This window comes from Streptomyces boninensis, assembly GCF_048572725.1.
In the GTDB taxonomy this organism is placed as follows: domain Bacteria; phylum Actinomycetota; class Actinomycetes; order Streptomycetales; family Streptomycetaceae; genus Streptomyces; species Streptomyces boninensis.
Map to the genome: position 1 here is coordinate 7,976,683 of NZ_CP183837.1, position 24,380 is coordinate 8,001,062.

Annotated in this window: 5 protein-coding genes (1 of these 5 running past the window's edge); all 5 read left to right on the forward strand. The window is 71.6% G+C overall.

Annotated elements, in window-relative coordinates:
- Positions 1 to 12,056 carry the final stretch of a type I polyketide synthase gene (locus ACNNMR_RS36220; protein WP_419998929.1) on the forward strand. It extends 15,352 nt beyond the left edge of the window, so 12,056 of the gene's 27,408 nt are visible here — the last part of the coding sequence; the start codon falls outside the window, past its left edge; its stop codon occupies positions 12,054 to 12,056.
- A gap of 63 nt (positions 12,057 to 12,119) precedes the next feature.
- The gene (locus ACNNMR_RS36225; RefSeq protein ID WP_419998930.1) at positions 12,120 to 22,106 is read left to right on the forward strand and encodes an SDR family NAD(P)-dependent oxidoreductase; all 9,987 of its coding nucleotides are present in this window, start codon (positions 12,120 to 12,122) and stop codon (positions 22,104 to 22,106) included.
- On the forward strand, positions 22,099 to 22,989 hold the full coding sequence (locus ACNNMR_RS36230; RefSeq protein ID WP_419998931.1) for a 3-hydroxyacyl-CoA dehydrogenase family protein: 891 nt from the start codon (positions 22,099 to 22,101) through the stop codon (positions 22,987 to 22,989). The genes ACNNMR_RS36225 and ACNNMR_RS36230 overlap by 8 nt, the downstream gene beginning before the upstream one ends.
- On the forward strand, positions 22,986 to 23,270 hold the full coding sequence (locus ACNNMR_RS36235) for an acyl carrier protein (RefSeq protein WP_419998932.1): 285 nt from the start codon (positions 22,986 to 22,988) through the stop codon (positions 23,268 to 23,270). The genes ACNNMR_RS36230 and ACNNMR_RS36235 overlap by 4 nt, the downstream gene beginning before the upstream one ends.
- Entirely contained in the window at positions 23,267 to 24,376 is a 1,110-nt protein-coding gene (locus ACNNMR_RS36240; protein ID WP_419998933.1) for an acyl-CoA dehydrogenase family protein, read from the forward strand. The genes ACNNMR_RS36235 and ACNNMR_RS36240 overlap by 4 nt, the downstream gene beginning before the upstream one ends.
- Positions 24,377 to 24,380 lie beyond the last annotated feature (4 nt).

A 24,380-nucleotide genomic window follows, 5' to 3' on the forward strand; every position in this document is an offset into this window, starting at 1 on the left:
GCTCGCAGTGGGTGGGGATGGGCCGGGAACTGGCCGAGTCCTCGCCGCTGTTTGCGGCTCGGCTGGCGGAGTGCGCCCAGGCGCTGGCTCCGTACGTGGAGTGGGAGCTGGATGACGTCCTGGCTGGTCGGCATGGATTTGAGGCCGCGGATGTGGTGCAGCCCGCCCTGTGGGCGGTGATGGTCTCCCTGGCTGCCGTGTGGCAGGCCGCTGGAGTCGAGCCCGACGCGGTCGTCGGTCACTCGCAAGGCGAGATCGCGGCAGCCGCGGTTGCCGGGATCCTGTCGCTGGACGACGCGGCGAGGGTGGTCGCGCTGCGCAGCCGTGCCCTGACCGTGCTGGCAGGGCGTGGCGGGATGCTGTCGGTCGCAGAGCCGGTCGCGGCGGTGCGGGAGCGGATCGCTTCGTACGGCGAGCGGCTGTCGATCGCCGCAGTCAACGGCCCGTCGGCGACCGTGGTCTCGGGCGAGCCGGAGGCGCTGCGCGAACTGGTCGACTCCTGTGGGGAGTCGGTGCGTACGCGGCTGATCCCGGTCGACTACGCCTCCCACAGCCCGCAGGTCGACGACCTCCGCGACGACATCCTCGCCGCCCTCGCCGGCATCACGCCCAGCGAGCCCCGTATCCCGATGATCTCCGCGATGACGGGCGAAATGATCTCCGGTCCGGAGATGGACGCCGGCTACTGGTACGCCTCGCTGCGCGAGCCGGTCGAGTTCGACCGAGCCATCCGCGCCCTGGGCGAGGCCGGCCACGGCGTGTTCGTGGAAACGTCCCCGCATCCGGTGCTGATCCAGGCCATCGCCGACAGCCTGCAAGACCGCGACCCGATCACCGTGGGCAGCCTGCGGCGCGACGACGGCGGTACGGAACGCCTGCTGGCCTCCCTCTCCGAGGCGTTCGTAGGCGGCGTGCCCGTCGACTGGACGGCGGTGCTGGGTGGCGGGGACACCATCGACCTGCCGACGTATGCCTTCCAGCGACGCCGGTTCTGGCCCGAGGTGGCTGCTCCGCAGCGCAAGTCCGTGGATGACTGGCGTTACCGGATCACCTGGCAGCAGTCCGACCTCGGTGGCGGCGTTCCCGCGCTGTCCGGGACCTGGCTGCTGGTCGGCGACGATCCGGACGCACCGGCGATCGCGGAGGCGCTGACCGGTCACGGCGCCGAGGTCGTCACCGTCCCCGCTCCCGCGGAACTGGACCCGTCCGCGCTGGCGGAAGCCGCAGGTGTGGTGTCGCTGCTGGCCCTGGACGAGACCCCGGACGCGTCCTATCCGTGGGTGCCGAGCGGCACCGCGACGACGCTGGACCTCGTACACGCGCTGCATCAGTCCGGAACGGCCGCGCCCGTCTGGGTGTTGACGCGGGGTGCCGTACAGACGGGTGCGGGCGAGGTGACGACCAGCCCGTCCCAGACCGCCGTGTGGGGCCTGGGCCGGGCCGTCGGCCTCGAGCACCCCGGGCTGTGGGGCGGGCTGATCGACCTGCCGACGGCATTCGATGGGCGGGCCGGGATGGGCCTGGTGTCCGTGCTGGCGCAGCCGAGTGAGGATCAGGTCGCGCTGCGGGCCGAAGGTGTCTTCCTGCGGCGTCTGGTACGGGCGGAGGCGCGGCGCGCGGAGGCCGGGCGGTGGACGCCGCGGGGCACGGTGCTGCTGACCGGTGGCACCGGCTCGATCGGGGCGAGTGTCGGCGGCTGGCTCGCCGAACACGACACCTCGCGCGTGGTGCTGACCTCGCGTTCCGGGCCGTCGGCTCCCGGCGTGCCCGCCCTCGCCGCGTCGGTCGCGGCCGGCGGTACCGCTGTGGAGGTGGTCAGCTGCGACCTGGGGGTGCCCGAGCAGGTCTCCGGGATGGTGTCGTGGATCGAGACATCCGGGCCGGGGCTGTCGACGGTGCTGCACTCGGCGAACCAGCCCTATCTGGCCCGCGTCGAGGACACGGAACGGGACGGGCTGGCCGCCGCACTCGGCGCCAAGGCGGCCGGTGCGGTGCACCTGGACCAGGCCACCGCCGGGCTGGATGTGGACGAGTTCGTGCTCTTCTCGTCGATCTCGGCCACGTGGGGCAGCAACGACCACGGCGCCTACGCCGCCAGCAATTCCTTCCTCGACGGGCTCGCCGAACAGCGCCGTTCCCGTGGCCTGCCGGCGACGTCGATCGCCTGGGGAGTGTGGGACACCCGCGACTGGGACGCGGTGGACGCGTCGATGAAGCAGGGGCCGGGCGCGGTCACGCCCAGCCGCCTGCGCCGCCAGGGCATGAACTTCCTGGACACCGATCGCGCGCTGACCGCGCTGGGCGAGGTGCTGGCGGACGACGAGACCTTCATCGCGGTCGCCGACGTCGAGTGGGAGCGGTTCGCCCCGGTGTTCCGCGCTGTTCGTCCGCGGCCGCTGCTGGACACGATTCCCGAGGCGCAGGAGGAGCTCGGTCCCATCGGGTCGGTGGAGACCGCGGTGGCCGGCCGTGGCGAGTACGCGTCCCGCCTCGCCGGGATGGCGGCGGGAGAGCGTCGTCGTACGGTCGTTGACCTGGTGCGTTCCCATGCCACCGCGGTGCTGGGGCACGCCTCGGTGGACGAGATACCTGCCGAGCGGGCGTTCCGCGATGTCGGGTTCGACTCGCTGACGGCGGTCGAGCTCCGTAACCGGCTCAACGCCGCGGCCGGGGTCCGGCTGCCGTCGACCGTGGTCTTCGATCACCCCAACCCCGCGGCGCTGGCTGAGGAGATCCTCACCGGACTGTTCGGTGTGGAGTCCGGGGCGGAGCGTGGCGTGACGGTGGCTGCTGCAGCGCCGTCGGAGCCGATCGCGATTGTGGGGATGGGCTGCCGTTACCCCGGTGGCGTGCGTAGCCCGGAGGAGCTGTGGGCGCTGCTGGCTTCGGGTGGGGATGCCATTTCGGGGTTCCCGGTCGATCGGGGGTGGGATGCCGAGGCGCTGTTCGATCCGGATCCGGATGCTGAGGGCTCGACGTATGTGATGGAGGGCGGCTTCATCACCGGAGCCGGGCATTTTGATGCGGACTTCTTCGGGATCAGTCCGCGGGAGGCACTGGCGATGGATCCGCAGCAGCGGCTGCTGCTGGAGACGTCGTGGGAAGCCATTGAGCGGGCCGGCATTGATCCGGGTTCGTTGAAGGGTTCGGGCACCGGTGTGTTCGTGGGTGGTACCACGTCGGGATACGTCGGTTCGGCTATGGACACTGCCGGGGCGGAAACGCATCTGATTACCGGGAATGCGCTGAGTGTGCTGTCCGGGCGGATTTCGTATTCGCTGGGGCTGGTTGGCCCGGCGGTGTCGGTGGATACGGCGTGTTCGTCGTCGTTGGTTGCTTTGCATCAGGCGGCTCAGGCGTTGCGGTCGGGTGAGTGCACGATGGCACTGGCCGGCGGTGTGATGGTAATGGCCGATCCGAGTGAGTTTGTGGGCTTCTCGCGGCTGCGGGCGTTGTCTTCGGATGGGCGGTGCCGGGCCTTCGGTGACGGTGCCGATGGGATGGGCATTGCTGAAGGTGCCGGGATGGTGATGCTGGAGCGGCTGTCGGATGCGCGGCGTAATGGACATCCGGTGCTGGCGGTCATTCGCGGCAGTGCCGTTAATCAGGATGGTGCGTCGAATGGTTTGTCCGCGCCGAATGGTCCGTCGCAGCGGCGGGTGATTCGGGCGGCGCTGGCGAATGCGCAGGTGTCGGCGGCGGATGTGGATGTGGTCGAGGCGCACGGTACGGGTACTGAGTTGGGTGACCCGATCGAGGCCGGGGCGCTGCTGGCGACGTATGGGCAGGAGCGGCCGGATGCGGATCGGCCGTTGTGGATCGGGTCGATCAAGTCCAATATCGGGCACGCGCAGCAGGCGGCCGGGGTCGCGGGACTCATCAAGATGGTGATGTCGCTGCAGCACGGGCAGCTGCCGCAGACGCTGTATGCGGACACGCCGTCGTCGCATGTGGAGTGGTCGACGGGGAACGTACGCCTGCTTCAGGAGGCGCGGGAGTGGGCGGCTGGTGAGCGTCCGCGTCGGGCTGGTGTGTCCGCGTTCGGGATCAGTGGCACCAACGCGCACCTGATCCTGGAGGAGGCGCCGGGCACCGTCGAGGAGGCGGATTCCGAGCTGGAGCCTGCGGGGGAGGGGCAGCTGGGGTTGCCGGTGTTTGCGCCTTCGCTTCCGGCGTGGGTGGTGTCGGGGCGTAGTGCGGTGGCGCTGGCTGAGCAGGCTGGGCGGCTCCGGGAGCATGTCGTGGGCCGACCGGGGTTGCCGGTCGGGGATGTTGCTTGGTCGTTGGCCACGTCGCGGTCGGTTTTCGAGCACCGTGCGGTGGTGCTCGGGGGTGAGCGGGAGGAGCTGCTGGCGGGGCTGGCGGCGGTGGCCACCGACCAGCCTGCGGCTGGTGTGGTGAGCGGCGAGACGGCGTCGGGTACAGCCGGTGGGACGGTGTTCGTCTTCCCGGGTCAGGGCAGTCAGTGGGTCGGGATGGGCCGGGAGCTGGCCGCGTCTTCGCCTGTCTTCGCGGCGCGGCTGGCCGAGTGTGCCCGGGCTCTCGCGCCCTACGTGGAGTGGGAGCTGGATGATGTCCTGGCTGGTCGGCACGGCTTTGAGGCTGCGGATGTGGTGCAGCCGGCCCTTTGGGCGGTGATGGTCTCCCTCGCCGCCGTGTGGCAGGCCGCTGGCGTCCAGCCCGACGCGGTAGTCGGCCACTCGCAGGGCGAGATCGCCGCTGCGGCGGTGGCAGGGATCCTCTCGCTGGACGACGCGGCGAAGGTGGTGGCGCTGCGCAGCCGGACGCTGGCCGCGCTGGCCGGCCGGGGCGGGATGCTGTCGATCGCCGAGCCGGTCGCAGCCGTACGGGAGCGGATCGCCGCCTTTGGTGATCGGCTGTCGATCGCTGCCGTGAACGGCCCGTCGGCGACCGTGGTCTCGGGCGAGCCGGACGCGCTGCGCGAACTGGCCGACTCCTGCGGGGAGTCGGTGCGCACGAGGCTGATCCCGGTGGACTACGCCTCCCACAGCCCGCAGGTCGACGAACTCTGCGAGGACATCCTGGCGGCCCTCGATGGCATCACGCCCAGCGAGACCCGTATCCCGATGATCTCCGCAATGACGGGCGACATGATCTCCGGACCGGACATGGACGCCGGGTACTGGTACGCCTCGCTGCGCGAGCCGGTCGAGTTCGACCGGGCCATCCGTACCCTCGGTGAGTCAGGGCACGGCGTGTTCGTGGAGGCGTCTCCGCATCCGGTGCTGATCCAGGCCATCAGCGACAGCCTGTACGAGAAGGCGCCGGTGGCGGTGGGCAGTCTTAGGCGCGATGACGGTGGTACGGAGCGGCTGCTGGCCTCCCTTTCCGAGGCGTTCGTACGTGGTGTGGCCGTCGACTGGACGGCGGTGCTGGGTGGCGGCGAGACCGTTGACCTGCCGACCTATGCCTTCCAGGAGCGGCACTACTGGCCGGAGGCGCGGCCGGTTGAGGTGCCGGAGGTCTCGGCGGGGGATGCCGAGTTCTGGGCTGCGGTTGAGGGCGGCGATCTTGAGGAGCTTGCTGCCACGTTGAATGTCGATGGGGCCGGGATCGCCGAGATCGTGCCGGTGTTGGCTGAGTACCGGCGGCGCAGTCAGGCCGATGCGACGGTCGCGGACTGGCGTTACCGCGTTACCTGGGCGCCAGTAGTCGAGTCCGCGGCCGTGCTGTCGGGGCGGTGGTTGGTCGTCGGTGATGGCGCCGATGCGGAGGCTGTGTCGGCGGTGCTGGCGGAGCGTGGCGCCGAGGTCGTGGCCGTAGCCGACCTGGGCCGGCTTGCTGCGTTCGACGCCGCTGATGTGGCCGGTGTGGTCTCGGCTTTGGCGGTGTCGGATGCGGCGCATCCTGAGCATGAGGTGGTGCCTGCCGGGCTGGTCGCGACCGTGGAGCTGGTACGGGCGCTGGGTGCCGCTGGAGTGTCGGCTCCGCTGTGGGTGCTGACCCGGGGCGCGGTCGGTACCGGCGCAAGCGACCCGGTCATCAGTCCCGTACAGGCGCAGATCTGGGGTCTGGGCGTGGTGGCCGGTCTGGAGCTGGCTGGGCGCTGGGGCGGGCTGATCGATCTCCCCGAGGTGTGGGATGCGCGGGCCGGTGGCCGGCTGGTGTCGGTGCTTGCCGATGGCGGCGAGGATCAGGTCGCGATCCGTGCAGGTGGAGTCCTCGGGCGGCGGCTGGAGCACGCCCCCCGGCCGGCCATAGGTGAAGCATGGGCTCCGCGGGGCTCGGTGCTGGTGACCGGTGGCACGAGTGGGGTGGGTGCGATCACCGCTGGTTGGGTGGCCGAGCGTGGTGCTGCTCGGGCGGTGCTCACCAGCCGGTCAGGCGCGGCTGCCGCTGGGGTGGCCGGGCTGGCGGCCTCGATCGCCACGGCCGGGACGGCCGTGGAGGTCGTCGCGTGCGACATCGCCGAACGTGGATCCGTCGCGGGATTGCTGGAGTGGATCGATGCCGATGGGCCCGTGTTGTCGTCGGTGATGCATGCGGCGGGTGTCGGGGATCGGCGGCCGGTGGCGGAGCTCGAGGCGGCTGAGCTGGCGTATGTGCTGGCGGCTAAGGCCGGTGGTGCCGCTCTGCTGGACGAGTTGACCGCTGGGCGGGAGCTGGATGCGTTTGTGTTGTTCTCGTCCGGTGCGGGGACGTGGGGCAGTGGTGGGCTGAGCGGTTATGCCGCGGCCAACGCCTACCTCGACGCGCTGTGCGACAGTCGGCGTGCCCGGGGCCTGGTGGCGACCTCGATCGCCTGGGGTCTGTGGGCCGGCGTCGGCATGGCCGCCGTCGGAGGCAGCGGTGAGCGGCTGCTGGACTTCGGCATGGCGGGCATCGACGCGGAGCGCGGGATGCGCGCCTTGGGGCAGGCGCTGGATGCGGGCGAGGGCGTGCTCGCGGTTGCCGGCTTCGACTGGCCCAAGTTCGTGCCGACTTACACCCTTCACCGGGCCAGCCCGTTCCTGTCGGGGCTGCCTGAGGTCCGGGCCGTGCTCGCCGCTGAAGCCGACCCGACCGATGGGGCTGCCGGTGACCCGAGCGCTTCGGAGCTGGCGATCCGACTGCGCGGCATGGGCGAGGGTGAGCAGCGGCAGGAGCTGACGCAGCTGGTGCGTGGTCATGCGGCCGCGGTGTTGGGGCATGCGTCGGCTGAGGATGTGTTGCCGCAGCGGGCGTTCAAGGACCTCGGATTTGATTCGGTCGGTGCGGTCGAGCTGCGGAATCGGCTGGCGAACGCGGCCGGGGTGCGGCTGCCCTCCACGCTCGTCTTCGACTACCCCAACGCAGTGACGTTGGCGGAGTTCATCCGGGGTGAGCTGGTGGGCTCGGACTCGGCTTCCGCTGAGGGCGCGGTGCGTGTGGTGGCCGCGGCTGGGGGTGAGCCGATCGCGATCGTCGGCATGGGCTGCCGATACCCCGGCGATGTCCGTGGGCCCGAGCAGTTCTGGGAATTGCTGACCAACGGCACGGACGCTATCTCCGGCTTCCCGACCGACCGTGGTTGGGAGTCGGTCGAGGAGGAGTTTGACGGGAAGGCGGCCCGGTCCGGCCGCTCCTATGTGCGCGAAGGCGGCTTCGTTTATGACGTAGCCGATTTTGATCCGGGCTTCTTCGGGATCAATCCGCGTGAGGCACTGGCGATGGATCCGCAGCAGCGGCTGCTGCTGGAGACGTCCTGGGAGGCGATCGAGCGGGCGGGACTGGCGCCGTCGTCGCTGCACGGCTCGGCCACCGGCGTATTCATCGGCGCCACCGGTTCTGGCTACGACAACGCTTTGCCTCATGACGATCAGAGTCTGGACGGCTACCGGCTTATCGGAACCGTTTCCGCAGTCGCCTCCGGCCGGATTTCGTACGTGCTGGGGCTGACCGGTCCTGCGGTGACGGTGGATACGGCGTGTTCGTCTTCGCTGGTGGCGCTGCATCAGGCGGTGTCGGCGCTGCGTGGTGGTGAGTGCACGATGGCGCTGGCCGGTGGCGTGGCCGTGATGACTTCGCCGGGTGCGTTCATGGAGTTCTCCGAGCAGGGCGGGATGGCCTCCAGCGGGCGGTCCAAGGCGTTCTCGGATGAGGCCGATGGCATCGGCTGGGGTGAAGGTGCCGGTGTGCTGCTGCTGGAGCGGCTGTCGGATGCGGAACGTAACGGGCACCAGGTCCTGGCCGTCATCCGCGGCAGCGCCGTGAACCAGGACGGCGCCTCCAACGGTCTGTCCGCGCCGAATGGCCCGTCGCAGCGGCGGGTTATTCGAGCAGCACTGGCGAACGCGCAGGTGTCGGCGGCGGATGTCGATGTGGTGGAGACGCACGGGACGGGTACATCGCTCGGTGATCCGATCGAGGCCGGGGCGCTGCTGGCGACCTATGGCCAGGAGCGGCCGGGCGACGACAGGCCGTTGTGGATCGGTTCGGTGAAGTCGAACATCGGGCATCTGCAGACGGCGGCCGGTGTCGCCGGTGTGATCAAGATGGTGCTGTCGCTGCAGCACAGCCAATTGCCGCGAACCCTGCATGCGGAGACGCCGTCCACGCAGATCGACTGGACGGCCGGGAACGTCCAACTGCTACAGGAGCAGCGCGAGTGGCTGCCGAATGGTCGGCCGCGTCGGGCGGGTGTCTCCGCATTCGGGGTCAGCGGCACCAACGCGCACGTGATCCTGGAGGAGGCGCCGGTCGCCGTCGAGGAGCCTGAGCCTGTTTCCGAGACCGTGGATGCCCCGGTGCTGCCGGTGCTAGCGCGTGCGGTTCCGGCGTGGGTCGTATCAGGTCGAAGTGCGGTGGCGTTGGCGGGTCAGGCGGGGCGGCTGCGCGAGCATGTGGTGGGTCGGCCTGGGATCCCGGTGGGGGACGTTGCGTGGTCGTTGGCCACGTCGCGGTCGATTTTCGAGCACCGTGCGGTGGTGCTCGGGGCTGAGCGGGAGGAGCTGCTGGCCGGGCTGGCGGCGGTGGCCACCGACCAGCCGGCGGCTGGTGTGGTGACCGGCGAGGTGTCGCCGGTCGGCGTGGGGCGGACGGTCTTTGTCTTCCCGGGCCAGGGCAGCCAGTGGGTCGGGATGGGCCGTGAATTGGCCGAGTCCTCGCCCGTCTTCGCGGCGAAGCTCGCCGAGTGCGCGGCGGCGCTGGCTCCCTATGTCGACTGGGAGTTGGATGACGTTCTGGCCGGGCAGCATGGGTTCGAGGCTGCGGATGTGGTGCAGCCTGCGCTCTGGGCGGTGATGGTCTCTTTGGCCGCCGTCTGGCAGGCCGCCGGCGTCCAGCCCGACGCCGTGGTGGGGCATTCCCAGGGCGAGATCGCGGCGGCTGCGGTGGCCGGGATCCTGTCGCTGGACGACGCGGCCAAGGTGGTCGCACTGCGCAGCCGGACGCTGGCCGCGCTGGCCGGGCGCGGCGGGATGCTGTCCATCGCAGAACCCGTCGCAGCGGTGCGAGAGCGGATCGCCTCCTTCGGCGAGCGGCTGTCGATCGCCGCCGTCAACGGCCCGTCGGCGACCGTGGTCTCGGGCGAGCCGGACGCGCTGCGCGAGCTGCAGGACGGGTGCGGGGAGTCGGTGCGGACACGCCTGATTCCGGTGGATTACGCCTCGCACAGCCCGCAGGTCGACCAACTCCGCGACGACATCCTCGCCGCGCTGGACGGGATCGCTCCCGGCGAGGCGCGCATCCCGATGGTCTCGGCCATGAGCGGTGAATGGCTGACGGGGCCGGAGATGGATGCCGGCTACTGGTATGCCTCGCTGCGCGAGCCGGTCGAGTTCGACCAGGCAATCCGCGTCCTGGGTGAGGCCGGCCATGGCGTGTTCGTAGAGGCCTCTCCGCACCCGGTGCTGATCCAGGCCATCGCCGACAGCCTCGACGAGGCGTCGCCGATCACCGTAGGCAGCCTGCGGCGCGACGACGGTGGTACGGAGCGGCTGCTGACCTCCCTCTCCGAGGCGTTCGTAGGCGGCGTGCCCGTCGACTGGACGGCGGTGCTGGGTGGCGGCGCGACGGTGGAGCTGCCGACGTATGCCTTCCAGCGGCGCCGCTTCTGGCCCGAGGTACCCGCTGCCCAGCGGAAGTCCATGGATGACTGGCGTTATCAGATCACCTGGCAGCAGTCTGACCTCGGCGGTCTCTCTGCGTTGTCCGGGACCTGGCTGCTGGTCGGGGACGATCGGGAGGCACTCGCGATCGCGGAGGCGTTGGCAGGGCACGGCGCCGACGTGGTCACCGTCGCCGGTCCCGACGAGCTGACCCCATCCGCGCTGGCAGATGCCGCGGGTGTGGTGTCGCTGCTGGCCTTGGACGAGACCCCGGATGCGGAGTTTCCGTGGATCTCGCGGGGCATTGCGGCGACGGTGGAGCTGGTCCAGGCGGTGCAGCAGGCCGGGGCCGAGGTTGCGGTGTGGACGCTGACCCGCGGCGCGGTGCAGACCGGCGCGGGCGAGGTGACGACCAGCCCGTCTCAGACCGCGGTCTGGGGCCTGGGCCGCGCGGTCGGCCTTGAGCGTCCCGAGCTGTGGGGCGGCCTCATCGACCTGCCCACCGAGTTCACCGACCGAACAGGCACCCACCTCGCATCCGTCCTGGCGCAAACCAGCGAGGATCAAGTAGCGCTGCGGACCGAAGGCGTCTTCCTGCGCCGGCTGGTACGGGTCGAGGCGCGCCGTGCGCAGGCCGGACGCTGGTCGCCGCGGGGCACGGTCCTGCTGACCGGTGGCACCGGCTCGATCGGCGTCAGCATCGGCGGCTGGCTCGCCGATCACGACACCTCGCGGGTGGTGCTGACCTCCCGTTCCGGGCCGTCCGCTCCCGGCGTACCCGCCCTCGCCGCCTCGATCGCGGCAGGCGGCACCGATGTCGAGGTGCTCAGCTGCGACCTGCAGACCCTGGAGCAGGTCTCCGGCATGGTGTCCTGGATCGAGGCGTCCGGACCCGGCCTCTCGACGGTGCTGCACTCGGCGAATCAGCCCTACCTGGCCTGGGTGGAGAACACCGAGCGGGAAGGCCTGGCCGCCGCGCTCGGCGCCAAGGCAGTCGGCGCGGTGCATCTGGACCAGGCCACCGCCGGGCTGGATGTGGACGAGTTCGTGCTGTTCTCGTCGATCTCGGCGACCTGGGGCAGTAACGACCACGGCGCCTACGCGGCAGGCAACTCCTTCCTGGATGGCTTCGCCGAGGACCGCCGCTCCCGTGGTCTCCCGGCGACGTCCATCGCCTGGGGCGTGTGGGATACCCGCGACTGGGATGCCGTCGATGCCGCGATGACGCAGGGGGCGGGAGCGGTAACCCCCAGCCGCTTGCGTCGCCAGGGCATGAACTTCCTCGACACCGACCGCGCCCTGACCGCCCTCGGCGAAATCCTCACCGAAGACGAGACCTTCATCGCCGTCGCCGACGTCGAATGGCAGAAGTTCGCCCCCGTCTTCCGGATGGCCCGCCCCCGCCCCCTCCTGGACACCATCCCCGAGGCCCAGGACGACCCCGCACCCGCGGCGTCAACGGGCGCCGGAGACGACGGCTACAGCGAATACGCCGCCCGCCTCGCCGCCCTCTCGGAGGCCGAGCGCCGCCGTACGGTCATCGAGCTGGTCCGCTCCCACGCCACCGCCGTCCTCGGCCACGACTCCACCGACGAGATCGACGCGGCCCGCGCCTTCCGCGACGTCGGGTTCGACTCGCTCACCGCGGTCGAGCTCCGTAACCGGCTCAACGCCGCCGCCGGAGTCCGGCTGCCGTCCACCGTGGTCTTCGACCACCCCAACCCCACGGCCCTGGCCGAGGAGATCCTCACCCAGCTGTTCGAGAACGAACTGGTGGGCCACACGGCCGTGCTGGACGAGTTCGAACGCCTGGCAGCCGGGCTCACGCCCTCGGACGAAGCGGCCCGTACCGAGATCGTCGCCCGGCTGGAAGCGCTGACCCAGCGGTTCCGCGCCCTCCGGTCCGAGCAGGGGACGGCGGGAGGCGTCGTGGACGAAGCGGAGCAGCAACGCGCGCTCGAGGAGGCGACCGCGGACGAGCTGTTCGCCCTCCTGGAGGACGAACTCGACGATCCCGACCTCGACTGATCCCGCCGGTCGGCGGTCCGGTGCGCCACCCACTCCCGAAGCAGGCCGAAGGGCAGAAGGCAGATGCAGAACGACGACAAACTCCTCGACTACCTCAAGCAGACCACCGCGAAGCTCCGCGCCACGCGGGCGCGGCTGCGCGAGGTGACGGAGCGGGAGCGGGAGCCGATCGCCATCGTCGGGATGGCCTGCCGCTACCCGGGCGGCCTCAGCGATCCCGAAGGGCTGTGGGAGCTGCTCGCCTCGGGCGGGGACGCGGTCGGGGACTTTCCCGCCGACCGTGGCTGGGACCTCGATGCGCTCTTCGACCCCGACCCGGAGGCCGTGTTCACCAGCGATGTGGCCCAGGCCGGCTTCCTGGACGGGGCGGCGGACTTCGACGCCGGCTTCTTCGGGATCAGTCCGCGTGAGGCCCTCGCGATGGACCCGCAGCAGCGGCTGCTGCTGGAGACGTCGTGGGAGGCGATCGAGCGGGCCGGTATCGATCCGGCCTCGCTGAAGGGATCGGACACCGGCGTGTTCGCGGGTGCCGCGCCCTCCGGGTATCCCGAAGGCGGCGACATATCCGGCTCCGAGGCGCATCTGATCACCGGTACGGCGATGAGCGTGCTGTCCGGGCGGGTCTCGTACGCGCTGGGGTTGGTCGGGCCCGCCGTCTCGGTGGACACCGCCTGCTCCTCCTCCCTGGTGGCCGCCCATCTGGCGACGCAGGCGCTGCGCAATGGTGAGTGTTCGCTGGCGCTGGCAGGCGGCGTGACCGTGATCGTCGGGCCGGGTGAGTTCGTGGGCTTCTCGGCGCAGAACGCGCTCGCGGCGGACGGACGCTGCAAGGCCTTCGGCGCGGACGCGGATGGCATGGGCATCGCCGAGGGAGTGGGCGTGCTCGTACTGGAGCGGCTTTCGGATGCGCGGCGCAATGGCCACCAGGTGCTGGCCGTCATCCGCGGCAGCGCCGTGAACCAGGACGGCGCCTCCAACGGCCTGTCCGCGCCGAACGGCCCGTCGCAGCGGCGCGTCATCCGCGCCGCCCTGGCCAGCGCGCGGCTGACCGCGGCCGACATCGACGTGGTCGAGGCACACGGCACCGGCACCACCCTGGGCGACCCGATTGAGGCACAGGCCCTGCTGGCCACGTACGGGCAGGGACACCCGGCCGACCGGCCGCTGTGGCTGGGGTCGATCAAGTCGAACATCGGGCATGCCCAGCAGGCGGCCGGGGTCGCCGGGATCATCAAGATGGTGCTCGCGCTGCAGCACGACGAGCTGCCCGCCACCCTGCACGCGGCGCAGCCGACCCCGCATGTCGACTGGTCCGCCGGCCACGTGAAACTGCTGCAGGAGCCCATGGCATGGCCCGCCGGCGATCAGCCGCGGCGCGCGGGCGTGTCGGCGTTCGGAATCAGCGGGACCAACGCGCACCTCATCCTTGAGGAGGCGCCGGCGGAGGAGAGCTCTGAGGAGAGCTCCGCGCCCGCCGCGGGACCGGAACGGCCGCCGCTGCTCCGCCCGGACCTTGAGATCGTGCCCTTCGCCGTCTCGGGGCGTTCCGCTGCCGCCCTTGCCGAGCAGGCGGAGCGGCTGCGGGTGCATTCCCTTACGCGACCGGAGCCGGCGCCACCCGCCGACGTGGCACGGGCGCTTGTCAGCACCCGCACCGCGTTCGAGCACCGTGCGGTGGTGCTGGGCGCAGGACGGGACCAGCTGCTGACGGGGCTGGCGGCGGTGGCCACCGACCAGCCTTCGCCCGGTGTGGTGACGGGGTCGCCGGCGTCCGGCGAGGGGAAGACGGTGTTCGTCTTCCCGGGGCAGGGCTCGCAGTGGGTGGGGATGGGGCGGGAGTTGGCCGACGCCTCGCCTGTCTTTGCGGCGCGGCTGGCCGAGTGTGCGCAGGCTCTTGCTCCGTACGTGGAGTGGGAGCTGGATGAGGTTCTGGCCGGACGGCATGGGTTTGAGGCTGCGGACGTGGTGCAGCCTGCGCTGTGGGCGGTGATGGTGTCGCTGGCTGCTGTGTGGCAGGCGGCGGGTGTGGAGCCGGATGCCGTTGTCGGGCATTCGCAGGGTGAGATTGCTGCGGCCGCGGTGGCCGGGATCCTGTCGCTGGAGGATGCGGCGAAGGTGGTGGCGCTGCGCAGCCGTGCGCTGAAGGTGCTGGCTGGGCGGGGCGGGATGCTGTCGGTGGCCGAGCCGGTCGCAGCCGTACGGGAGCGGATCGCCTCCTTCGGCGAGCGGCTGTCGATCGCCGCCGTCAACGGCCCGTCGGCGACCGTGGTTTCCGGGGAGCCGGACGCGCTGCGCGAGCTGCAGGACGCGTGCGGGGAGTCGGTGCGAACGCGGCTGATCCCGGTGGACTACGCCTCGCACAGCCCGCAGGTCGACGACCTCCGCGACGACATCCTGGCCGCGCTCGATGGCATCACACCGGGTGCGGCGCAGGTTCCGATGATCTCCGCCATGAGCGGCGACATGATCTCCGGTGCGGAGCTCGACCCGGAGTACTGGTACGCCAGCCTGCGGGAGACCGTCGAGTTCGACCGTGCCGTACGGACCCTGGTCGACGCCGGTCACAGCGCCTTCGTCGAGGTGTCCCCGCATCCCGTACTGACTCCGGCCATTGCCGACCTCGGAGACGAGGGGCGGTCTGTCGTCACCGTCGAGACGTTGCGGCGTGATGACGGTGGTGTGGGGCGGTTGTTGCGGTCGCTGGGTGAGGCGTGGGTGTGTGGGGTGTCGGTGGGGTGGGGTGCGGTTTTGCCTGCGGGGGAGAGCGGTGCTGTTGAGCTGCCGACGTATGCGTTTCAGCGGCGGCGGTTCTGGCCGGAGTATCCCGAGGGTGCGGGTGCGGTGTCGGGGGTGGATGGCTGGCGTTATCGGGTGGTGTGGGAGCCCGTGGAGGGTTCGTCCGGTGGCGGGTTGTCGGGTGTGTGGTTGGTGGTGGCGTCGACGGTGGGGTTGGGGCTGGCGGGCGAGGTGGCTCGTGTGCTGGAGGGGGGCGGAGTCGAGGTGCGGGTGGTTGAGGTGGATGGGGTTGAGGGCGTGAGGGGTGTGCTGGCTGGGGTTTTGGGTGGGGTGTCGGGTGTGGGTGGGGTGGTGTCGTTGTTGGGTGTGGACGAGGTGGGTGTGGAGGGGTGTGAGTGGGTTCCTGGTGGCGTGGTGGGTGTGACCGGTGTGGTGCAGGCGGTGGTGGATGCGGGGTTGGAGGTTCCCGTATGGGCAGTGACGCGCGGTGGGGTCGCGGTGGGGGAGGGGGAGGCGCCGAGTGTGGCGCAGGCTCAGGTGTGGGCGTTGGGGCAGACGGTGGGGTTGGAGTTGCCGAAGGTGTGGGGTGGGTTGGTGGACCTGCCGGCCGGCTGCGAGGAGCTCGAGGCAGGACTGGGTGCGGGGCTCGTGTCTGTGCTCGGGAGCGGTGCGGGTGGCGAGGACCAGGTCGCGCTGCGCCCCGCCGGTGTCTTCGGCCGGCGCCTCGTACACGCCGACAAGGACGACAAGGACGACAGGATCGCGCAGAGTTTCGTGCCCGGTGGCGCGGTGCTGGTCACGGGCGGGACGGGGCTGATCGGCGGGTATACGGGACGGCTGTTCGCTGAACGGGGTGCTGCCCGGGTGGTGCTGACCAGTCGGTCGGGGCCGAGGGCTGCTGGAGTGGCCGGGCTGGCGGCATCGATCGCCGCGGCCGGGACGACGGTGGATGTCGTGGCCGCCGACATCGCGGACCGAGAGGCGACCGGTGCGTTGCTGGAGTGGATTGACGGCTCCGGTGCACGGCTGTCGTCGGTGGTGCATTCGGCGGGCGTTGAGCATGGGGCGCCGATCGTGGAGCTGTCGGTGGAGGCGCTGGCGGCTGCCTCGGCGGTGAAGGTCGCCGGGGCGATGCACCTGCACGAGCTGACTCTTGAGCGGAATACGGAGCTGGACGCCTTCGTGGTGTTCTCCTCCGGCGCTGCGGCCTGGGGCAGCGGCTTGCTGGCGGGCTACGCGGCCGCGAACGGCGCGCTCGAAGCCTTGGTGGAGCAGCGCCGCGGCGCCGGCCTGGCAGGCACCGCGATCGCCTGGGGACTGTGGGGCGGCGGCGGAATGGGCGCCGGTGACAGCGGCAACTGGGTGTCGGGATACGGCGTACGGCCCATGGCCCCGGAACGCGGAATCCGAGGGCTGGCCGAGGCACTCGACGAGAACCACGACCGCCTGGTGGTCGCGGACGTCGACTGGGACCGCTTCCTGGAGACGTACACCCTCCACCGCCCCAGCCCGCTCCTCTCCTCCCTCCCCGAAGCCACCCCCGACCAACCCGACGACACCGACACCCGACCCGACGCCCCCGCCACCCCCCTGGTCCAGCGCCTGACCGCGCTCCCGCCCGCCGAGCGCAAGCCGGAGCTCGAGGCTTCCGTACGCGCCGAGGCCGCCGCCGCTCTCGGGCACGAGGGCGCCGAAGAGGTCGATCCGCACCAGGCATTCCGCGACATGGGCTTCGACTCGGTCATGGCGGTGGCCCTGCGCAACCGGCTTGTCGAGGTCACCGCGCTCCGGCTGCCCTCCACGCTGGTCTTCGACTACCCGTCGGTTGCGGCACTGTCGGACATGCTGCACGGCAAGCTCTTCGACATCCCGGAACCGGCGGCCGACACGGCCAGTGCGCCGGCCCGCCTCGCGCTCTCCGCCACCGAAGCCGCCGAAGCCATCGGTGCCCCCGGCGCCGGCAATGCCGCCGACCCCATAGTCATCGTCGGCATGGGCTGCCGCTTCCCCGGCGGCGCCGACACCCCCGAGCGCCTCTGGCAGCTGCTCGCCGACGGCACCGACGCCATCAACTCCTTCCCCGCCTACCGGGGCTGGGATCTGCACTCCGCCTTCGGCCAGGAGGGCGGTTTCCTCCACGAGGCCGCCGACTTCGACGCCCCCTTCTTCGGCATCGGGCCGAAGGAGGCGCTCGCCATGGACCCCCAGCAGCGGCTGCTGCTGGAGACCTCCTGGGAGGCGCTGGAGCGGGCCGGCATCGATCCGACCACGCTCAGGGGCTCCCGTACCGGAGTCTTCGTGGGCGGCTGGATGCAGCTTTACAGCCAGGCGCTCGTGGGCAGCACCGCCGGCGTCGAGACGAGCACGCCGGTCAGCGACGGCGGCGCGGTGCTGTCGGGGCGGGTCTCGTACGTCCTCGGGCTTGAAGGCCCCTCCCTCACGATCGACACCGCCTGCTCCGCCTCGCTGGCCGCGCTGCACCTGGCCTGCCAGGCGCTGCGCGCGGGCGAGTGTGAACTCGCCCTCGCAGGCGGGGTCACGGTGATGGCCGCCCCGGGCGCGTTCGCTTTCGGCTCGTCTCTCGGGCTGTCCGAGGACGGTCGCAGCAAGGCGTTCTCCGCCTCCGCCGACGGCATGGGCATGGGGGAAGGCGCCGGGATGCTGGCCGTGGAGCGCCTGTCCGACGCGCGCCGCCTCGGCCACCCCGTCCTCGCCGTCGTACGCGGCACCGCGGTCAACCAGGACGGTGCCTCCAACGGCTTCACCGCGCCCAACGGCCTCTCCCAGCAGCGGGTGATCCGCGCCGCGCTCACCTCGGGCGGCCTGACGCCCCAGCAGGTCGACGCGGTCGAGGCGCACGGTACGGGCACCGTCCTCGGCGACCCGATCGAGGCGGGCGCCCTGCTCGCCACGTACGGCCAGGAGCGCCCCGCCGAACTGCCGTTGTGGCTCGGCTCGATCAAGTCGAACATCGGCCATGCCCAGGGCGCCGCCGGCGTCGCCGGGATCATGAAGATGGTGCTGGCCATGCATTACGGGACGCTGCCGCGCACCCTGCATGCCGAGCAGCCCTCCAAGGAGATCGACTGGGATTCCGGCCAGGTCCGGCTGCTGACCGAACAGCGGCCCTGGCCCGTATCGGATCGCGGGCCGCGGCGGGCGGGGATCTCCGGCTTCGGCATCAGCGGCACGAACGCCCACGTCATCGTGGAGGAGCCGCCGCCCGCCGAGCCGCCGGCCGGTGCGAGCGACGATCAGGTCCCTGCCGAGCCGGCGCTGCTGGCGCCGGGTCTCGACGTCACCGCCTGGCCGCTGTCCGCGCGCGAGCCCGAGGCCCTGGCCGCGCAGGCCGACCGCATGCTTCCCCTCACGCTCGATGCGACGGACGCCGAACCTGCCGCCGTCGCCCGCGCGCTGGTCACCGGCCGCAGCGTCTTCCGGCACCGTGCCGTGGTCGTCGGCGCCGAGCGCGCGGCCTTCGCCGAGCGGCTCTCCGCCGTCGCCGAGGGCCGCCCCGACGGCGCGGTCGCCGTCGGCGCCGTCCCGGCCGGCGGTCCCGGCCGCACCGTGTTCGTCTTCCCGGGCCAGGGCTCGCAGTGGGAGGGGATGGGGCGGCAGCTGCTGGCTGAGTCGCCGGTGTTCGCGATGGAGTTCGCGCGCTGTGCGGCGGCGCTCATGCCGCATGTCGAGTGGGACCCGTATGCCGTACTGCGGCAGGACGAAGGCGCTCCCTCGGTCGAGGAGACCGAGGTGCTGCAGCCGATGCTGTGGGCGGTGATGGTGTCGCTGGCCGGAGTGTGGCGGGCGGCCGGGGTGCGCCCCGATGTGGTGATGGGCCACTCACAGGGTGAGGTGGCGGCGGCGACGGTGGCCGAGGTGCTGTCGCTGGAGGACGCGGCCCGGGTGGTTGCCGTACGGGCGCAGCTGCTGGCCGGCCTGGACGTCGACGGCGGGATGCTGTCCGTCGTCATGCCGGCCCGCGAGGTCGCGAAGCTGCTGGAGCAGTGGGGCGACAGGCTGGCGATCGCGGCGGTGAACTCGCCCCAGGCGACGGTGGTGTCGGGTGAACCGGACGCGCTGCTGGAGTTCGAGCGCGAGCTGCGGGCGCGGCGGGTCATGCGGTGGCGCGTCCCGGTTACGGGGTTCGTCGCGCACTCGCGGCTGTGCGAGCCCTTGGCGGAGACGCTGCCCGCGGCGCTGGCCGGTATCAGCCCTCGCAAGGCTGCCGTCCCCTTCTTCTCGACGGTGGAGGGACGCCTGCTCGACGGGCCGGAGCTCGGCCCGGAGTACTGGTACGCGAACGTGCGGCGTGGAGTGCGGTTCGCCGAGGCCGTCGAGACGCTCGCGGCCTCCGGGCACCGCAGCTTCGTCGAGGCCTCCGCGCATCCGGTGCTGCTGACCGCGGTGGAGGAGGTGCTGGTGCCGCGTGCGGATCTGCCCGATCCGGTGCTGATCGAGACGTTGCGGCGTGATGACGGTGGTGTGGGGCGGTTGCTGCGGTCGCTGGGTGCGGCGTGGGTGCGTGGGCTGTCGGTGGGGTGGAGTGGGCTTTTGCCCGCGGGTCAGGGCGTCGTCGAGCTGCCGACGTATGCGTTTCAGCGGCGGCGGTTCTGGCCGGAGTATCCCGAGGGTTCGCGTGTGGTGCCGGGGGTGGATGGCTGGCGTTATCGGGTGGAGTGGGAGCCCGTGGAGGGTGGCTCGGGCGATGACTTGTCGGGTGTGTGGGTGGTGGTGGCGTCGTCGGTGGGGTTGGGGCTGGCGGGTGAAGTAGCCCGGGTGCTGGAGGGGCGTGGGGTTGAAGCCCGGGTTGTTGAGGTGAATGGGGTTGTGGATCGGGGTGTGCTGGCTGGGGTGTTCGGCGGGGTGTCGGGTCTGGGTGGGGTGGTGTCGTTGCTGGGTGTGGATGAGGTGGGTGTGGAGGGGTGTGAGTGGGTTCCTGGTGGTGTGGTGGGTGTGACCGGTGTGGTGCAGGCGGTGGTGGATGCGGGGTTGGAGGTTCCCGTGTGGGCGGTCACGCGCGGTGGGGTTGCGGTGGGGGAGGGGGAGGCGCCGAGTGTGGCGCAGGCTCAGGTGTGGGCGTTGGGGCAGACGGTGGGGTTGGAGTTGCCGAAGGTGTGGGGTGGGTTGGTGGACCTGCCGGCCGGTTGCGAGGAGCTCGATGCAGGACTGGGTGCGGGGCTCGTGTCCGTGCTCGGCAGCGGTGCGGGTGGCGAGGATCAGGTCGCGCTGCGCCCCGCCGGTGTCTTCGGCCGGCGCCTCGTACACGCCGACAAGGACGACGGGGCTGAGACCGACGCGTTCGTGCCGAGCGGCGCGGTGCTGGTGACAGGCGGAACCGGGCTGATCGGCGGGCGAACGGCGCGGCTGTTCGCCGAACGGGGCGTATCACGCGTCGTGTTGGCGTCCCGATCGGGCCCGGGCGCGGCGGGTGCCGCGGAGTTGGCGGGGGAGCTGGCCGGGTTGGGGTGCGGGGTGGAGGTGGTCTCGTGCGATGTGTCGGCGCGTGAGTCGGTGGGCGGCCTGCTCGACTGGATTGACGGCTCCGGTGTCGGGTTGTCGTCGGTGGTGCATTCGGCCGGTGTGGAGCATGGGGCGCCGGTCGTGGAGCTGTCGGTGGAGGCGCTGGCGGCTGCCTCGGCGGTGAAGGTCGCCGGGGCGATGCACCTGCACGAGCTGACTCTTGAGCGGAATACGGAGCTGGACGCCTTCGTGGTGTTCTCCTCCGGCGCTGCGGCCTGGGGCAGCGGTCTGCTGGCTGGCTACGCGGCCGCGAACGGCGCGCTCGAAGCGCTGGTGGAGCAGCGCCGCGGCGCCGGCCTGGCAGGCACGGCGATCGCCTGGGGACTGTGGGGCGGCGGCGGAATGGGCGCCGGCGACGGCGGAGAGTGGGTGTCGGGATACGGGGTGCGGCCCATGGCCCCGGAACGCGGGATCCAAGGCCTCGCCGAGGCACTCGACGAGAACCACGACCGCCTGGTGGTCGCCGACGTCGACTGGGACCGCTTCCTGGAGACGTACACCCTCCACCGCCCCAGCCCGCTCCTGTCCTCCCTCCCCGAAGCCACCCCCGACCAACCCGACGACACCCAACCTGGCACCCACACCACCCCGGAGACCGCCGCTCTGCGCGGTCGGTTCGCTTCGGCTCCATCCGTACTCGAGCAGGAGACGATCCTCCTCGAAGTGGTGCGCGAGCACGCCGCCGCCGTTCTCGGACACGACGAGCCGACGGCCGTACAGCCCGATGTGACCTTCCTCGAGCAGGGCTTCAACTCCCTGTCCGCCGTGGACGTACGCAACCGCCTCGCCCAGGTCACCGGCCTGCGCCTGACCGGGCCGCTGATCTTCGAGCATCCCACCCCGACGGAGACGGCCGCCCACCTGCGGGAGCAGCTCGCCGCGGCCGCGGCCGCCGGGACGGGCCAGACGTCGGCCCCCGCCGCCGCGCAGTCCCTCACGCCCCTGTACGTACGGGCCCACAGCTCCGGCCGCGGCGCGGACGTCATGCGGATGATCACCAGCCTCGCCGCATTCCGCCCCTCCTTCGCAAGCCCAGCCGAACTGGGGGCCATCCCCCCGCTCGTCCCCCTCACCCGCGGCCCTGTCGACGCGGCCAACCCGCTGCTGATCTGCCTGCCATCGTTCGGCGCGACGGCGGATGCCCAGGAGTTCGCCCGGCTGGCGCACGCCTTCCGCGGCGAGCGGCGGATCGTCGCCACCTCGGTCCCCGGATACGGGCCGGACGAGCCGCTGGCCGCGGGCCCGGATGCGCTGCTCGACCTGTACGCCGAGACCGTGCTGGCCGCACCGGAAGCGGCCGCCGGCCCGTTCGTGCTGATCGGCTACTCGTCCGGCGGGCTGACCGCGCACGCGCTCGCCACCCGGCTCGCCGACCGCGGCCGGCCTCCGGCGGGCCTGGTGCTGCTCGACACCTTCACCCCCGAAATGGCCGGTGTGCCCGACGAGTTGCTCGCCGATCTGCCCGCGGCGGTGCTCGCCAACAACGGCGACGGCACCGGGGCATCCGGCGTCGGCGGCGACGACTGGCTGACCGCCTTCGCGCACTACTACGCCTTCGACTGGCGCGACCAACTGCCCCACGCCGGACCGCTGCCGACCCTGCTGGTCCGGCACGCCGATGGCCCGGACGCCGGCGAAGGCGGCGCCTGGGCATTCTCCGACGCCGTCACCCCGGTATCCGTGCCCGGCGACCACTTCTCAATGATCGGCTCCCAGGCCGAGACCACCGCGCAAGCCGTCGAGACCTGGCTTGCCACACACCTCACCGCCTCTCAGGACAGGGACGATGACTGACATACAGAACGAGCAGGCAGCCCACCACCGGCTCGCCGTCGTCGGCGCCGGTGTCATGGGCACCAACATCGCCGTCCTCGCGGCCGGTCACGGCGTGAGCGTCACGCTCGTCGACATCGACGACGAGATCCTGGCCGCGGCCCGTAAGACCATCCGGCAGAAGCTCAAGCACGCCCAGCTGATGGGCGCCCTGCCCGCGGACCGGCCCCAGGGCACCGTGACCACCACCACCTCACTGGCCGACGTCGCCGACGCGACCGCCGTCATCGAGGCCGTCGTGGAGGTCGCCGAGGTCAAGCGTAAGGTGCTGGCCGAGGTCTCCGCCCTGGTCGCCCCCGGCACTCTGCTGATCTCCAACACCTCCTGCGTCCCGGTCGACGAGATGGCCGGCTGGGTCGTCAGGGGCGAGGAGCTCGTCGGGGTGCACTTCATGAACCCCTCCTACCTGATCAAGATGGTCGAGGTGATCCGGGGCACCGACACCAGCGCGGCCACCATGGACGCGGTCGCCGAGCTGCTCGGCGCGCTCGACCGCGAGGCGCTGGTGGTCAACGACGCTCCGGGCTTTGTGATCAACCGCCTGCTGCACCCGCTCATCAACCGCGCGGCGATGCTCGTGGAGGAGGGGGTCGCCACCGTGGAGACCGTGGACGGCCTGCTGGAAGGCTGCCTCGGCCACTCCACCGGGCCGCTGCGCACCGCCGACCTGATCGGCATCGACAACCTCGTCGACTCCCTGCGGGTGCTGCACGAACGCACCGGCGACCCCGAGTGCGACCCCTGCGAGCTGATGCTGCGGAAGGTCCGCGACGGCCACCACGGCCGTAAGACGGGCCGGGGCTTCTACGACTACCAGTCCGCTACGGAAAGGCACACCCGATGACCGCCGCAAACGCCGAAGCCGACGGCGCCGCAGTCGAGAAGGAGCTGACCGCGTTCCTCGCCGCGCAGACCGGCAGCGAACCCACCGCGGAACAGGACCTCTTCGGCACCGGCGTCATCACCTCCATGTTCGCCCTGCAGCTGGTGGTGCACCTGGAGGACGAGTACGACATCGAGATCGTCGGCCCCGAGCTGGCCAGGGAGAACTTCACCAGCGTGCGGGCCATGGCGGCGCTGGTGCAGCGCCTCGGCCCGGCCGGAGCCGGCGGTCAGGACGGATGACGCCCGACACCGCGGTCATCGACGAGCTGATCGGTGAAGGACCCGCCGCCTGGGACGCCGCCGGCCGCATCCCGGTCGCCCTGCTCCGCAAGCTCGGCGGTCTCGGCGTGCTGGCGGCGGAGGTGCCCGCCCGCTTCGGCGGGCCCGGCGCCGACGGCCTCGCCAATGGCGAGCTGACCGCCCATGTCGGCGCCCGGTGCAGCTCGTTGCGCAGCATCATGACGGTGCAGGGCATCGCCGCCACCACCGTGCACCGCTTCGGCGACCGCGAGCAGCGCCGCCGCTATCTCGGGAAGCTGACGAGCGGGCAGCTCGCCTGCGCGGCCTTCAGCGAGCCCGGCGCGGGCTCCGACCTGAGCGGCATGAGCACGCGGATCCGCCCGGCCGGCGACGGCACGGGCGATCTGCTGGTCTCCGGCGAGAAGATGTGGATCACGGGCGCCGGGTACGCCGATCTCGTCCTCGTCTTCGGGCTGTACGGGGACGGGCCGAGCGGCGCCGCGGCCATGGTCCCCGCCGATGCTCCCGGCGTGACCGTCGAGCCGGTCCCGGACCCACTCGGCTGCCGCGCCGCCACCCACTGCCGCATCGTCCTCGACGGCGTACGGATCCCGGCCGAGGCGGTCCTCGGCGGCGGCGGGCAGCCGCTCTCGCTGCTCTTCACCGTCGCTCTGTCGTACGGCCGGATGTCGGTGGCCTGGGGGTGCGCCGGCATTCTGCGGGCCTGCCTGGCCGCCGCCACCGCCGACGCCCGCACCCGCGAGCAGGGCGGCACCCCCATCGCCGAGCACCAGCTGGTGGCCCGGCACATCGCCGAGCTCTACACCTCGGAGCGCATCGCCACCCAGGTCTGCCGTCACGCCGCGGACCAGTGGACCCGCGGCGCCCCCGACGCGGCCGTGGCCGCCGTGCTGGCCAAGCAGGTCGCCGCCACCCACGCCACCCGCGGCGCCGCGACCGCCGTCCAGGTGCTGGCCTCCCGCGGGTTCACCGACGGGCATGTGGTGTCCCGCGCCTACCGGGACGCCAAGGCCATGGAACTGATCGAGGGCAGCACCGAGATCTCGCAGCTGATCCTCGCCCGGCACGCCCTCGACGCCACCTAAGCAA

Bases quoted from the DNA above. Each gene is read 5' to 3' on its own strand.
- ACNNMR_RS36235 (WP_419998932.1), top strand. From the start codon at position 22,986: ATGACCGCCGCAAACGCCGAAGCCGACGGCGCCGCAGTCGAGAAGGAG.
- ACNNMR_RS36230 (WP_419998931.1), top strand. From the start codon at position 22,099: ATGACTGACATACAGAACGAGCAGGCAGCCCACCACCGGCTCGCCGTC.
- ACNNMR_RS36225 (WP_419998930.1), top strand. From the start codon at position 12,120: ATGCAGAACGACGACAAACTCCTCGACTACCTCAAGCAGACCACCGCG.
- ACNNMR_RS36240 (WP_419998933.1), top strand. From the start codon at position 23,267: ATGACGCCCGACACCGCGGTCATCGACGAGCTGATCGGTGAAGGACCC.